General features: G+C 58.2%; 13 protein-coding genes and 1 pseudogene. 4 read left to right on the top strand and 10 right to left on the bottom strand.

Annotated features, from left to right (window positions below):
• The first annotated feature begins 6 nt into the window (after window positions 1-6).
• Together D3F01_RS07520 and D3F01_RS07515 are read left to right on the top strand one after the other, a co-directional pair.
• Complete coding sequence (locus tag D3F01_RS07520) at window positions 7-999, top strand: substrate-binding domain-containing protein (protein ID WP_223454583.1); 993 nt, start codon at window positions 7-9, stop codon at window positions 997-999.
• A gap of 113 nt (window positions 1,000-1,112) precedes the next feature.
• A complete protein-coding gene (locus tag D3F01_RS07515) occupies window positions 1,113-1,688 on the top strand; it encodes a transporter (protein ID WP_097770264.1) in 576 nt (191 codons plus the stop codon).
• A 54-nt stretch (window positions 1,689-1,742) separates the two neighbouring features.
• On the opposite strand, the gene D3F01_RS07510 is transcribed toward D3F01_RS07515, so the two are convergent.
• The 8 genes and pseudogenes from D3F01_RS07510 to D3F01_RS07480 form a co-directional block, all read right to left on the bottom strand.
• The gene (locus D3F01_RS07510) at window positions 1,743-2,006 is read right to left on the bottom strand and encodes a Txe/YoeB family addiction module toxin (protein ID WP_097770265.1); all 264 of its coding nucleotides are present in this window, start codon (window positions 2,004-2,006) and stop codon (window positions 1,743-1,745) included.
• Window positions 1,999-2,265, bottom strand: a complete 267-nt coding sequence (locus D3F01_RS07505; protein WP_242887531.1) for a type II toxin-antitoxin system RelB/DinJ family antitoxin — start codon at window positions 2,263-2,265, stop codon at window positions 1,999-2,001. Before D3F01_RS07505 ends, D3F01_RS07510 begins: the two co-directional genes overlap by 8 nt.
• Window positions 2,266-2,406: 141 nt before the next feature.
• The gene (locus D3F01_RS07500; RefSeq protein WP_347567997.1) at window positions 2,407-3,261 is read right to left on the bottom strand and encodes a transporter substrate-binding domain-containing protein; all 855 of its coding nucleotides are present in this window, start codon (window positions 3,259-3,261) and stop codon (window positions 2,407-2,409) included.
• Window positions 3,164-3,460 carry an ATP-binding cassette domain-containing protein gene (locus D3F01_RS15945; protein ID WP_278252017.1) on the bottom strand — a complete coding sequence of 99 codons (297 nt, stop codon included), beginning with the start codon at window positions 3,458-3,460 and terminating at the stop codon, window positions 3,164-3,166. Before D3F01_RS15945 ends, D3F01_RS07500 begins: the two co-directional genes overlap by 98 nt.
• Window positions 3,390-3,833 (bottom strand): ABC transporter permease subunit, encoded by a 444-nt coding sequence (locus D3F01_RS15940; protein ID WP_347567996.1) that lies wholly within the window; start codon window positions 3,831-3,833, stop codon window positions 3,390-3,392. The genes D3F01_RS15945 and D3F01_RS15940 overlap by 71 nt, the downstream gene beginning before the upstream one ends.
• Window positions 3,833-4,225: pseudogene (locus D3F01_RS15935) on the bottom strand (ABC transporter permease subunit); the annotation flags it as partial. The pseudogene D3F01_RS15935 and the gene D3F01_RS15940, both read right to left, overlap by 1 nt.
• A gap of 225 nt (window positions 4,226-4,450) precedes the next feature.
• A complete protein-coding gene (locus D3F01_RS07485) occupies window positions 4,451-5,269 on the bottom strand; it encodes a leucine-rich repeat domain-containing protein (protein WP_227612903.1) in 819 nt (272 codons plus the stop codon).
• A 43-nt stretch (window positions 5,270-5,312) separates the two neighbouring features.
• Window positions 5,313-5,948, bottom strand: coding sequence for a LexA family transcriptional regulator (locus tag D3F01_RS07480; RefSeq protein WP_005930458.1), 636 nt, complete (start codon window positions 5,946-5,948; stop codon window positions 5,313-5,315).
• 219 nt (window positions 5,949-6,167) lie between these two features.
• On the opposite strand from D3F01_RS07480, the gene D3F01_RS15930 reads away from it, so the two are divergent.
• Window positions 6,168-7,172 (top strand): collagen-like protein, encoded by a 1,005-nt coding sequence (locus tag D3F01_RS15930; RefSeq protein ID WP_278252016.1) that lies wholly within the window; start codon window positions 6,168-6,170, stop codon window positions 7,170-7,172.
• 221 nt (window positions 7,173-7,393) lie between these two features.
• The gene (locus D3F01_RS07470; protein WP_242887528.1) at window positions 7,394-8,962 is read left to right on the top strand and encodes an EAL domain-containing protein; all 1,569 of its coding nucleotides are present in this window, start codon (window positions 7,394-7,396) and stop codon (window positions 8,960-8,962) included.
• Window positions 8,963-9,041: 79 nt separating this feature from the next.
• On the opposite strand, the gene D3F01_RS07465 is transcribed toward D3F01_RS07470, so the two are convergent.
• Window positions 9,042-10,358: a 2-hydroxyacyl-CoA dehydratase gene (locus tag D3F01_RS07465; RefSeq protein WP_005930465.1), complete on the bottom strand. Its 1,317-nt coding sequence runs from the start codon at window positions 10,356-10,358 to the stop codon at window positions 9,042-9,044.
• A gap of 16 nt (window positions 10,359-10,374) precedes the next feature.
• Complete coding sequence (locus tag D3F01_RS07460) at window positions 10,375-13,329, bottom strand: acyl-CoA dehydratase activase (RefSeq protein ID WP_347567995.1); 2,955 nt, start codon at window positions 13,327-13,329, stop codon at window positions 10,375-10,377.
• Window positions 13,330-13,478 lie beyond the last annotated feature (149 nt).

Here is a 13,478-nt window from a genome sequence, read left to right as displayed (position 1 = left end):
TTTTCCATGCGTACTGTCAAAATTTCCCGCCGCGCGTTCCTGACCGGTCTGGGTCTGGCATCCACCGCCGCCCTGCTCTCCGCCTGCAACACCGTGCCTGCCTCCTCTGATTCGGGGGCGGCACCGTCTCAGCCGGATTCTGAGGCCCCTGCCTCTTCTGCCGCCAGTGAAATGCCCGCACAGCCCATCCTGAGCGTGGATGAATTCCCCATTACGGATGGCAGCACGGCCTGCATCCCACTGATCGCGCAGATCATGGCCGACACCACCGGGCTGGATCTGGAGACCGCCCGGAGCGCCGTGACCACCAACACCACGGCCCAGGCCTGGCGCAACCTGGGCCTGTACGGCAACAATTACGGCGATTCGGTCAAGCTCATCATCGCCTACGAAGCCCCGGAATCCGTCAAGGAGGAGCTGAAGGCAGACGGTGACCCGCTGGAGCAAAAGGCCATTGGCCGGGACGCGCTGGTGTTCATCGTCAACGAGGACAACCCCGTGCAGAGCCTGACCCGGCAGCAGCTCAAGGACATCTACGCCGGAACGATCACCAATTGGAAGGATGTGGGCGGCAAGGATCAGGAGATCATTGCCTTCCAGCGGCGGGCGGACTCCGGCAGCCAGACCCTGTTCCAGAAGCTACTGATCCAGGGCGGCCCGCTGATGGAGGCCCCCACCGAGCTGGCCCCCACCGCCATGGGTGAGCTGGTGGACAGCATTGCAGAGTATAACAACTCTGCCAACGCCATCGGGTTCTCGGTCTACTACTACATCGACCAGATGTACTCCAAGCCCGGTCTGCGGCTGCTGGCCGTGGATGGCGTGACCCCTTCCAACGAGACGATCGCCGACCAGAGCTACCCGCTATGCAACGAATTCTATGCCGCCATCCTGCAGGATTCCGCTGCCGACAGCCCGGAGCGTAGGATCTACGAATGGCTCTCCACCGATGCAGGCCGTTCCTGCATTGAGCACTCCGGCTATGTAGCCGTCCAGTAATTCCCAGAAAATTCGGCACATTTCATTGACTTTGCTCAAATCCTTTGCTAAACTTAAGAAAAGTTTGTCAGCTTTTTTCGTTTCACGATCTTGAGCAAAGGAGATGCCGCATCATGTCCCATCCTTCCGACACCCCGCACTCCGCCCATGTTGAGAGCCGCAGCCGCAAGGCACTGCGCAGCTACATCATTCAGGCCGCCACCCTGCTGGAGATCGTGCTGTCCGGGCTGGTGCTCATCGGCCTGCTGCTCAGCTTCATCCCCCTGCTCAAGTGGATGCCGGGCCTGCTGTTTGATGGCAACGATGTAGAGATCCGCGGCTTCCTTGAGCGGGCGCTGGACATTGTCATCGGCGTGGAGTTCATCAAGATGCTGGCCAAGCACAGCCCCGGCAGCAGCCTGGAAGTGCTGCTCTACGCCATTGCCCGCCACATGGTGGTCGGCCACGAATCGGCTCTGGACAACCTCATCAGCGTGGGTGCCATTGCGTTGATCTTTGTCGTGCGCAAGTTCTTCTTTGTGCCGGCCTTTGGTGCCCACCTGCCTGACGGCAAGCCCGCCCCGGACCTGACCCCCAACCAAAGCGGCATCCCCGCCGAGGAGTTCCGCACCCGCCTGCGCCAGCGCATCCATGCAGAAGCTCTCGCCGACGAAGATGACGACGAGGACGAGGAGACCGAGGAAGTATAATCCCCCAGATACAGCAAAACGAGGACAGCCATTGGCTGTCCTCGTTTTTTTGCTTCAATCGTCGTAATGTCCCTTGCACTGATACACTTCGATCAGATCATTTTCAATGCGATAGACCAGCCGGTTCACATCATCGATCCGGCGGCTCCAATACCCGCTGAGATTTTCTTTCAGCCCTTCCGGTTTTCCAATGCCTTCATACGGGCTGCGCGAAATATCCTTGAGCAATGCGTTGATCCGTTTCAGCGTCTTTTTATCCTGAGACTGCCAATACAGATATTCCGCAAAGGCCCGCTCCGTGAAGGTGATCTTACTCATGTTCCATAGCCTCAAGCTCTTCCAGCGTTCTCGTTACAGTCTTTCCCTGACGCATTTCCTCAATGCTGTCATTCAGGGCGGCCATATTGGATGCACTATAAAAGGGATCCATCGAGACTTCAAACGGAATGCGTTTTTCACGCGTCATCTTCTTGGCCAGCATAGTGATGGCTGTTGACATCGAAAGGCCCAGTTCATTGCAGATCTCATCAAAATCCCGCTTCAGATTCTCATCCATCCGGACACTTACCGTCGTCATACTCTCACGCTCCTTTGTCACTTTTATTATATTCATATCGTGCAACATTGTCAATACATCGTTGCACAGATTTGCACAAAAGAAACACCCTGTACATTTCTGCACGGGGTGTTTCTCATTACTGCATCTTAAAATTCAGATTCATGCGTTGGTCTCGCCGCCCTCAACGACCAGCTCATCCTCATAGTCAAGGCCGTAGGTATCCACCAGCGTCTCCTCGTAATCCTTGTGGAAGAAGCTTTCCTCGCCCAGGCTCTTGATCTCATCGTTGATCCAGTCCAGCAGGGTGGTGTTGCCCTTGCTCACAGCGGGGGCGATGGTATCCTGGCTGCCCAGAGAGGGGATGCCGACTGTGTAGCCGGAGTTCTGCTTTGCAAAAGCGATGACCTCGGTGTTGTCGTTGGCCCATGCTACGCCATTGCCGTTTTCCAAGGCGTTCTTGGCGGTTGCATAGGAATCATACTTCTGCAGGGGAATGTCGGGATATTCCTTGGTCAGGTAGGTCTCGGCGGTGGTGCCGGAAATGACGATCATCTGATCGTCGGCGTTCCAGTTGTCCAGGCTGGTGATGACATTGCTGTCGGGAGAGATGACACCCAGTGCAACGTTCATGTAGGGCAGTGCAAAGTCCACCTCCTCAGCGCGCTCGGGCGTGACGGTGAAGTTTGCTAGAATGATATCAACCTTGCCGGTCTGCAGGTACTCAATGCGGTTGGCGGCTTCCGTGGAGACGAAGTTTGCTTCCACGCCCAGATCCTCGGCCAGGCGGCGGGCGAAGTAGACATCATAGCCCTGATACTCGCCGTTCTCATCCACATAGCCGAACGGGTTCTTGTCGGAGAAAACGCCGATGTTCACGGTGCCGTCTGCCTTGATCTCATCCAGCGTGCGGAACACGTCACTGCCGGCAGCTGCGGCAGAGCCGGAAGCGGCAGAAGAGGAGGATGCGCTGGCGCAGGGCCGCCAGATTCTTGCCGCCGTAGGCGACCGTCTCACTGCCCAGCTTCACCCGGCCCGCCTGCACCGGCTCCAGACCGTTCAGACAGCGCAGCAGGGTGCTTTTGCCGCAGCCGGAAGGCCCCACCACAACGATGACCTCACCGGGCTTGACGGCAAAGCTGACATTATCCAGAACATTGGTCTTGCCATCGTAGCTTTTTACCAGATGGTCTACAGTCAGGATCGGCTCTGCCATAACAGTCACTTCCATTTCTTTTCGAGGTAACCGGCCAGCAGGCCAGAAAATACAGGATAAACACGGTGAGGTAGATGCCAAACGCCGCGTTGGGGCTGGCGGTGCGGTTGGCCTCAATGATCTGCTGGGCCACCTTGAGCACCTCCACCACACCGATCATCAACACCAGGCTGGTGGTCTTGATCATGCGGGTGATGAGGTTGATGGACAGCGGGATGAGCCGCCGCACCGTCTGGGGGATGATGATGTACCAATAGGTCTGCACCCGGCTCATGCCCAGCGCCTCGCTGCTCTCGTACTGATGCTTCGGGATGGCGATGAGGGCACCGCGGACGAGGTCGCTCATCTCGGCCGTGCCCCAGAGCACGAACACAATGACCGCCGCCGTCTCATGCCAAGGCTCAGGGCACTTTCTGTCTGGATGGGTTCAATGGCTTCCAGCCCGCTGCGGAAGGCCTCGGCCATGTAGCTGCCGCCCAGAAAGGCAAGCCCCGCAATGCCGCAGAGCTCGGCGTTGGTCTTGATGCCGATCTTGGGCAGGCCGTAATAAAGAAAGAACAGCTGGACCAGCAGCGGCGTGTTCCGGCTGAGCCGGATATAAGCGCCCACGATACGGCGCAGCACCGGCACTTTTTCGTACTGGAGCACGGCGCAGACAAGGCCCACAAGGATGGCCCAGAAGATACCGGCCACGCCCAGACGCAGGGTGAGCCAGGCCGCTTTTTCATACTGCGGCAGATATTGCGCCATCACATTCCAGTCCATGTCTGTTCCCCTCCTTTTCTCCTGATCTTGCGGATGTTTGTTTCCGTTGGCCGTATGATATACCCATTTTCCCAGAATGTCAATAGGTTTATAGGTTTTTTGTTGCACAAATTCCGGTCAAATTGATAAACAAGCTATTCATCGCTGATTTTTCACTTCTGCTTTTCCACGCAAAAACGCCGTCTCTTGCCTTTTTGCACAAGAGACGGCGTTTGGTTCAGTTGCTTATTTTTGCTTTGCAGCAAGCAACAGGTCATTTTCTTTCCCGATGTTTTTGTTGTTCTCTAACTCTGATCGTTTTGCCTCCCAATCTCCATCATAAATAATCTCCTTCAATTTACAATAACTAAAAGCCAGCTTATCAATCTGTCCCAATGTCGTCGGCAATTCAATCTCTACCAGCCCCGTATGCTCAAAAGCGCCTTCTTCTATTCGTATCACTCCATAGCCGAGTTTCACTTTTTGCAGAGATTCACAGCGTGCAAATACCCTTTCTCCTGTCTTTTCTGTACCTTCAATCTCTGCCTGTGTCAGATAATGACAGTCTGCAAACACATCATTTCCAAGCACCCTGACATTCATCGGTACAGTAACCTGTAACAATCCAGACTCCTGAAACGCAGATTGCCGAATCTCGATTACATCCTCCGGAATTACAACAGACTTGAGCTTCCAATCATTTTTAAAGCAATTGGAGCCAATGCTATATGCCCTTCCCGTTGGAAGGTGCAAATTCACACCATCTTTATACTCATAGTGAGTTAAAACGATTTTTCCCTGTTGCTCTGACCACTCCGCCTTACAACCAGTCGGAACGACCATACCATCCCACGGTTTGGGCGGTTCCGGTTCCGGAAGTGGCTCCGGTTCACTGGAAGAAGCCGATTCCGAGGGGGCGGGCACTTCCTCCGGCTGAGAGGGAGCCGGTACCTCACTGGAAGCGGGCGGTTCCGCAGGCGCGGGCATCTCTCCCCCGCCGCAGGCAGAAAGCAGCACGGTACCGCACAAAAACAGCGCTGTGCACAGAACGGACCTCCATTTCATAGCGAGTCTCCTATTCTGCCCCGCAGGGGCCATCTTCTTTTTTTCAGAACACCTTGCGGCACTCCACCACAAGGCCGACCACCCGCACCTGCACCCGTTTCAGATCATAGATCTGGGGCTGGTGCACGGGGTTGAAGCTTTTGGGGGTCAGGACCACAAGGCTCCCCTCCTGACGGAAATATTTCACGGTGGCTTCATCGCCGTTGACCATCACCACGGCAAGCTGGCCGTTTTCCACCTCCGGCTGCTCCCGCACCAGGATCTCATCGTTTTCCGAAATGCCCACGGCGTTCATGCTGTCGCCCCGGACACGGAGCCAGAAGTACCGTGCCCCGTCCTTCCGGGTGATGGGGATGTAGCCCTCAATGTTTTCTTCCGCATACATGGGCAGGCCTGCACGCACCGTGCCTAGCAGCGGAGCCGTGAGGGCGGGATCGAACGGGACAGCCCCTTCGGGCAGCTTCCGCTCCTCCTGCACCGACGGGACGGCTTCGCCCAGCAGTTCCCCCACCGGCACGCCAAAATAGGCAGATACTCTGGCCAGCGTCTCGCCCGAGGGGGTCGCTCCGGTGTTTTTCCATTTGGTCACTGTGGAGTTGCTCAAGCCCATCTCCTGCGCTGCCCGGCTGCGGCTGATGCCTCTGGCCTGACACAGGGCCGTGTAGCAGTCATAAAACACAAATTTTGCACTCCTTCTTGTGCAGAACGCCAGTTTTCTAACCGGATTCAGATTTTCCCTTGACTTTCTGAATTTAATCAGATATTATAGCCTCACAAGCTGATTTTGGTTAGATTTTATCCACCAAACCTTCTGCGGTCTTTTCACAATCTTACCGGAAACTCTAACCAAAGTCAAGCTTTTTGAACGCGAAAACCACGACAAAAGGAGTGAAACTGTATGATCGAACGTCAGATCCATTTATCCTCGGGCGGCGGGGCTGCTTTGCAGGGGTACGACGGCCTGCTCCGCTTCGGCTACACCAAAAACCGGGGCATCTACGCCCTGCGGGTGGAAGCCGACGGCGAGTGGCAGGGCATGACCCTGCGGGCCTTCTGGCACCTGCCGGGCGGGAACGCTGCCCCCTCCACGCTGGTGGCAGACGGCCTTGTGGAGGTGCCCGCCCTCATCACGGCTGTGCCCGGGGAGGGGCGCATCACCTTTGAGGGCACCGATGGCACCCGCACCCTGACCAGCGCGGACGTGTGCTACTGCGTGGCCGAAAATTCCGGCACGGAGGACAGCACCCTGCCCCAGCCCGGCACGCCCGCCTGGCAGGCCCTGCTGGAACGGCTGAAAACCGCTGTGGAAAGCGGTGCATTCCGGGGCGAAAAGGGGGAACCCGGACCGCAGGGAGAGCCCGGTGCCGCAGGACCCACCGGCCCCAAAGGAGAGCCCGGCCCGCAAGGCCCGCAGGGAGAACCTGGCCCCCAAGGCCCCAAGGGTGACCCCAGCGATCCCGGCCAGTGGGAGCTGCTGGAAAAGGTGTCCCTGAACGCCGCCACTGCCAGCTTTGAGCGCACCTTTCCCACCGAACTGCAGGCGCTGAAGGTGCTGTTTCAGGCAGGCAGCAGCCAATCCAAGGGCACGCTGCACTGGGTTTGCAGCACCAGCGATGGTACCCAGCTGCTCAGTGCTTCTGCCCCCTGTGCTGCCAGCAGCTCGATGTCCAGCCCGCCCACCCGCACCTTTGCCAGCTTTCAGGCACTTCCCTGCTTCGGGCAGTATCTCTGTTTTGCCGCATCCGGCACCACGGGTGCACCGCCTTCGGTCGTTCTGCCTGCCGGAAGCAGCGGCCAGAATGTGGATGCCAGCCAGAAGCTCGGCAGGCTGACCCTGACCGTGGACACCAACGTCCGGCTTGCCGCCGGTGCCACGATCGAGCTGTGGGGCGTTCCGGCCTGAGCGGGAACACCGAAACCGTTCCCGACAGAACTTTCGGTAAAATTTCTTTCACTTTCCATGAAACTTTTGTGTTTTGCCTTGATGCATCTTCCATATTTTGTTATACTGGTTAAAAAGTGGAAAGTGGGGAGTCGTCCATGGATGTCCCTGTTCGGTTTATCGATTCGATCATCAACAATCCCCTGCTGATGCAGTTTCTTGTGCATCGGTAGTTTTTTCTGTTGGAATATGACCCCCGTTTGGATCAGCTGCGGGTCTACGATACCCGGAGCCGCACGCTGGAAACGCTGGATGCCTACCTTGGCTCCGAGAAGCCGGAGCACGCCACGATCTTCGCGGAGGACCGCTGGAAGATGCGCGCCCTGCTCACCGGTGAGCTGTTCGGCCCGCTGGAGATGCGCTTTGTCTCGCCGGATGGGGTGTATTATTCCCGGGAGGTGGATGCCCGCCCAGTCGAAGACCCCGCCCGCGGCACACTCTATGTGGGCTACGCTAAGGACATCACCGACCAGAAGAATCAGACCCAGGAGCTGCTGGAGCAGGCCCGCCACGATTCCCTGACCCAGCTGTATAACAACCGCACCGGCAAGGAGCTCATTGACCGCTATCTGCAGGCCAAAGATCCCTATGCCTCCTGCGGAATGCTGGTCATCGACCTTGATTTTTTCAAGAATGTCAACGACCGCTACGGGCATCTGTTCGGCGACAAGGTCCTGCAGGAGTTTGCCCGGATGCTGCGCACCCTGTTCCGCTCCAGCGACATTCTGGTGCGGTTCGGCGGCGATGAATTCGTGGTGTTTCTGAAGGATATTCCCAACACCACCCTGCTTCAGAAGACCCGCCAGCTTTCGGAATCCGTGCAGCAGGTGAAGTTCTGGGAAAACGATTACCAGATGACCTGCAGCATCGGTGCCTGCTTCCTGCCTGAAAACACAGCGGGCTATTCCTTTGACCAGCTGTTCGAAAACGCGGACTGGGCCCTGTATCAGGCCAAGCAGAACGGCCGCAACCAGTATGTGTTCTGCGATAATCTGCGGCGCTATGCCCAGGCTGTTCCTGCCGCCCCAGAAACAGCCGATATCGATGCACGCTACCTGCACAACGACCTGATCTCCACCGCCTTTGAACTGTTCGAGCTGACCCGCTGGATCAAGCCGGACGGCACCGTGGTCTACCCCGACCAGTTCATTCCCATTCTGGAATCCACGGGCCACATCGTGGAGTTGGATCTGTACATCTTCGAGCAGGTGGCCCGGTTCCTGCAGCGCAATGCACAGGCCGGACATCGGCTGCTGCCCATTGCGGTGAACGTCTCGGCGGTACTGGCCCGGGAGGATGCCCCCACCCAGGAGTACAGCGAGATTCTGGAAAAGCACAACATCAGCGCCCGGATGCTGGAGATCGAACTGACCGAGACTGCGATGGTCTCGGAGTACGACCGGGTGAAGCGCCTGCTTTCCTCCTTCCAGAGCGATGGAATGCAGACCTCGCTGGACGATTTCGGCGCGGGCGGTTCCCTGCTGAACAACATGGTGGATATCCCCGTGAACACCATCAAACTGGACAAGCTCTTTCTGACCCGGTGCAGTTCCAACGCGCGGGGCACCGATTTTCTGCGGGAGATCGTACATCTGGTCAAACGGCTGGGCTACAACGTCATCTGCGAGGGCATCGAGACCGAGGAGCAGGTGCAGCTCCTCCGCTCGCTGGACTGCGACGGCGCGCAGGGCTTCTGGTTCTCCAAGGCCATCCCGGCTGAGGAGTTCGAGCGGCGGTATCTCTGCAGTTGAGACAAAAAACACTCCCCTTCGGGTGGAGCCGTGCGGCACACGGTCCTGCCCGAAGGGGAGTGTTGCTGTTTAGAAAGAATTATACCGTGGTCTCGACCCGGGGAGCCCCACCGGCGATCTCTTCTGCCGTCAGGGGGGCAGCCTGCGCCGGGGCGTTCAGGCGCTCCTTGGCGACTGCCAGCATCAGCTTGATGCGGTTTTCCTGGTTGACCCGGGTGGCGCTGGGGTCGTAATCGATGGGGGTGATGTTGGCGCTGGGATACAGGGCGCGGATCTTGTTCACCATGCCCTTGCCCACGATATGGTTGGGCAGGCAGCCGAAGGGCTGGGCACAGACGATGTTGCCGTAGCCGCCCTGCACCAGCTCGATCATCTCGGCGGTCAGCAGCCAGCCCTCGCCCATCTTGGCCCCCAGCGAAATGATGCCGTGGGGCTTTTCCACCAGCTCCTTGAAGGGGCCGGGGGCGTAGAACCCGGCATCGGCTGTGGCCTTGAGCATGGCACGCTCCACGCTGTCCAGCCAGTTGAGCAATTGATCCGTGCCCATCTTGACGGCCAGCTTGCCGCCGTAGAGGACATGATCCTCGCCCATATTGAAGATGCAGTACTGCACAAAGCCCATCAGGCCCGGGAAGTTCACCTCACAGTCCTGGCTCTCCAGGAACTTCTGCAGGTCGTTGTTGCCCAGGGGGCTGTATTTAACGTAGATCTCGCCGACTACGCCCACCTTGACCTTGGGCACCCGGGTCACGGGGATGGCCGCAAAATCCTTTGCAATGAGCGGGAAGGTGTGCTTCATTTCCCGGGCAGTAAAGCCCTTGCCGGCCAGCAGAACGCGTCCCAGACGCTCGACCCACAGATCGACCATCCGGTCAGCGGCTCCCTTTTCGTTCTCGTAAGGGGCCACCTGATTGCGCAGGGCACAGAGCATATCGCCGTAGAAAATGCAGGCCAGCGCGCGGCGGGCCAGCGGCAGGGTCATCTGGAAGCCGCTGTCTTTTTCCAGACCGGAGAAGTTCAGGCTGGCAACGGGGATCTGGGGATAGCCCGCCTTGACCAGAGCCTTGCGGAGCAGGTGGATGTAGTTGGAAGCACGGCAGCCGCCGCCGGTCTGGGTGATGAGCAGGGCCGTGTGATCCAGGTCATACTTGCCGCTGTTCAGGGCGTCCAGAAACTGGCCGATGACCAGCAGGGCCGGATAGCAGGTGTCGTTGTGGACGTATTTCAGGCCCAGCTGTGCCACGGCGCTGCCGCAGTTGCCCAGGATCTCGCACTTGTAGCCGTCGTAGCGCAGGGCGTATTCCAGCAGCCGGAACTGAGTAATGGCCATGTTGGGGATGAGGATGGTGTGGGTCTGCTTCATCTCCGGGGTAAATTTGGGATAATTGTATTCCATAGGTTCCTCCTATGTATCAGGCTTCTGCCTTGGGGGCGGCCTTTTCCTCTGCCGCCTCGTCGCGCTCCTCCAGAGCGGCGAACAGGCTGCGCAGACGGATGTTGACCGCACCCAGATTGGTGATCTCATCGATCTTGAGCTGGGTGTAGAGCTTGCTGCCTGCCTGCAGGATCTCGCGGGTCTCATCGGTGGTAATGGCATCCACGCCGCAGCCAAAGGAGACCAGCTGCACCAGATCCATATCCTTCTGGGTGGTGCAGTACTTGGCCGCCGCATACAGGCGGCTGTGGTAGGTCCACTGGTTCAGCACACTGGTGGGGAACTTTTCCACCCGGTTGGAGATGCTGTCCTCGGTGACAACAGCCGCGCCGTGGCGGGTGATGAGGTGGTCGATGCCATGGTTGATCTCAGGGTCAACGTGGTAGGGGCGGCCAGCCAGCACGATGATGCGCTTGCCCTGACGGCGTGCCTCATCAATGATCTCGCTGCCCTTGACCCGGATCTGGGCCATGTGGGCCTCGTGCTCGGCGTAGGCAGCATCGGCAGCGGCCTGCACTTCCTTTTCGGAAATGCCGCCGAAGTATTTGGGCAGGACTTCCTTTGCCATCTTGCGGACAAAGTCCTTGGGGCGGTGGATGCCCACATAGTCATAGATAAACTTCTGGCCCTCCAGCTCGGGGCAGTTGCCTGCCAGAACTTCAGGGTAATAGGCCACCACCGGGCAGTTATAGTGGTTGTCGCCCAGTCCTTCGTCAACGTTGTAAGTCAGGCAGGGGTAGAAGATGGCATCCAGGTGCATCTGGCTCAGGGCCTTGATGTGGCCGTGGCTCAGCTTGGCCGGGAAGCAGGCGGTATCGCTGGGGATGGTGGCCTGACCGGCCAGATACAGCCCCCGGCTGGACACCGGGCTGGTGTGCACGGCAAAGCCCAGCCTGGTCCAGAAGGTGTACCAGAAGGGCAGCAGCTCGTACATATTCAGGCAGAGCGGAATGCCAATGGAGCCGCGCTTGCCGGGCACGGGCTTGTAACCGGCCAGCAGCTGCTGCTTGTAGGCGTACAGATTCAGGCTGTCGTCCTCGCTCTTACCGGTCACGGGCTTATCGCAGCGGTTGCCGGAGATGAACTTGCGGCCATCGGCAAAAGTGTTGATGGTGAGCTGGCAGTGGTTGCCGCAGCCGCCGCACTTGACGCTGACCACCTTCTGGTCGAAGGCTTCCAACTCGGCCAGATTCATCATGGCGGAGGTCTCCTGGTGGTTCTTATGGCTCTGGCGCAGGCCGAACAGGGCCGCGCCGTAAGCACCCATCAGGCCCGCGATGTCGGGGCGGATGACCTCCACGCCCATCTCTTTTTCAAAGGCGCGGAGAACAGCTTCATTGTAGAAAGTACCGCCCTGCACCACGATCTTGCGGCCCAGCTCCTCAGGGCTGGATGCGCGGATGACCTTGTACAGCGCGTTCTTGACCACACTGATGGACAGACCGGCGGAAATGTTCTCGATGGAAGCACCGTCCTTCTGGGCCTGCTTGACCGAGCTGTTCATAAACACGGTACAGCGGCTGCCCAGATCCACGGGGCGGTCTGCGAACAGGCCGAGAGCGGCGAACTTCTTGACATCATAGCCCAATGCCTGAGCAAAGGTCTGCAAAAAGCTGCCGCAGCCGGAGGAGCAGGCCTCGTTCAGGAAGATGTTGCTGATGGCACCATCCTCGATCTTGAAGCACTTCATGTCCTGACCGCCGATATCGATGATGAAATCCACATCGGGCATAAAGTATTTGGCTGCGGTGAAATGAGCCACCGTTTCCACCAGACCATAATCACAGCGGAAGGCGTTCTTGACCAGTTCCTCACCGTAGCCGGTGGTGGTCACGCTGGCCACCTGCAGGCCGGGGTGTTCCCGGTAGATCTTGATCAGCTGTTCCCGGATCAGGGGCAGCGGGTTGCCAAGGTTGGGCTGGTAATTGGTGTACAGGATCTGGCTCTTCTCGTCCACCACCACCAGCTTGACGGTGGTGGAGCCGGAGTCGATGCCGATATGCACCGGGCCGCACTGGGCGCTGAAGGGCACATGAGGCACACTGTGGGACATGTGCCGGGCATGGAATTCCTCGTACTCCTGCTTGTTGGCAAAGAGCGGAGGCTCACTGGCATAAGTAGCGGTGGCGGCGTACTGGTCCAGCGCGTCGGCCACTGCGGAGAGGTCGAACTCCTTGTCCGCATAGAGGGCGGCACCCAGTGCCACATAGAGCAGGCTGTTCTCGGGGCAGGTTCCGGTGACCCCCAGCGCCTCATCAAAGCTCTTGCGCAGCACGCTGCTGAAGGTCAGCGGCCCGCCCAGATACAGGATATTGCCCTTGATGGGGCGGCCCTGTGCCAGACCGGCAATGGTCTGGTTGACCACCGCCTTGTAGATGCTGGCGGCGATATCCTCCGTGCGCGCGCCCTGATTGATGAGGGGCTGCACGTCACTTTTGGCAAACACGCCGCAGCGGGACGCGATGGTATAGGTGCGCTCGGCCTTTTCCGCGGCCTTGTTCATCTCGTCGGCACTCATCTTCAGCAGGGTGGCCATCTGGTCAATAAAGGCACCGGTGCCGCCGGCACAACTGCCGTTCATGCGGACCTCGGTACCGTTGGTCAGGAACAGGATCTTTGCGTCCTCGCCGCCCAGCTCGATCACGCAGTCGGTGGCGGGCACAAACCGCTTGACTGCCACACGGGTGGAGAACACCTCCTGCACAAAGGGCACGCCGCAGCTGTCGGCCAGACCCATGCCGGCAGAACCGGAGATGCTCAGCAGTGCCTTGTTTCCGTGCAGGTGCTCTGCATCGATACGGCGCAGCAGCTCCTGCGCCTTTTCCAGAATATGGCTGTAATGACGCTCGTATGTTGAATAAATCAGCGCATCATGTTCGTCCAGCACCGCGCACTTGATGGTGGTGCTTCCGATGTCAAGACCTACTCTCACTTGCTTTTCCTCCTGAGGAACAATATAAAAATACAGTTGTATTATACTCAAAAATCGGGATACAATCAATCCAGTCATCATATTTTACACGCAAAAAATAGTATTTTCCGCTCAAAAAGTTAAACATTTTGTTAAATTCACGAATACAG

The organism is Faecalibacterium sp. BCRC 81149 (genome assembly GCF_022750605.1).
GTDB lineage: Bacteria > Bacillota > Clostridia > Oscillospirales > Ruminococcaceae > Faecalibacterium > Faecalibacterium duncaniae.
This window is presented reverse-complemented; position numbering and strand designations above follow the sequence as displayed.

Bases quoted from the DNA above. Each gene is read 5' to 3' on its own strand.
- D3F01_RS07465 (WP_005930465.1), bottom strand. From the start codon at position 10,358: ATGGAATACAATTATCCCAAATTTACCCCGGAGATGAAGCAGACCCAC.
- D3F01_RS15930 (WP_278252016.1), top strand. From the start codon at position 6,168: ATGATCGAACGTCAGATCCATTTATCCTCGGGCGGCGGGGCTGCTTTG.
- D3F01_RS07505 (WP_242887531.1), bottom strand. From the start codon at position 2,265: ATGACGACGGTAAGTGTCCGGATGGATGAGAATCTGAAGCGGGATTTT.
- D3F01_RS07510 (WP_097770265.1), bottom strand. From the start codon at position 2,006: ATGAGTAAGATCACCTTCACGGAGCGGGCCTTTGCGGAATATCTGTAT.
- D3F01_RS07485 (WP_227612903.1), bottom strand. From the start codon at position 5,269: ATGAAATGGAGGTCCGTTCTGTGCACAGCGCTGTTTTTGTGCGGTACC.
- D3F01_RS07520 (WP_223454583.1), top strand. From the start codon at position 7: ATGCGTACTGTCAAAATTTCCCGCCGCGCGTTCCTGACCGGTCTGGGT.
- D3F01_RS15945 (WP_278252017.1), bottom strand. From the start codon at position 3,460: ATGGCAGAGCCGATCCTGACTGTAGACCATCTGGTAAAAAGCTACGAT.
- D3F01_RS07515 (WP_097770264.1), top strand. From the start codon at position 1,113: ATGTCCCATCCTTCCGACACCCCGCACTCCGCCCATGTTGAGAGCCGC.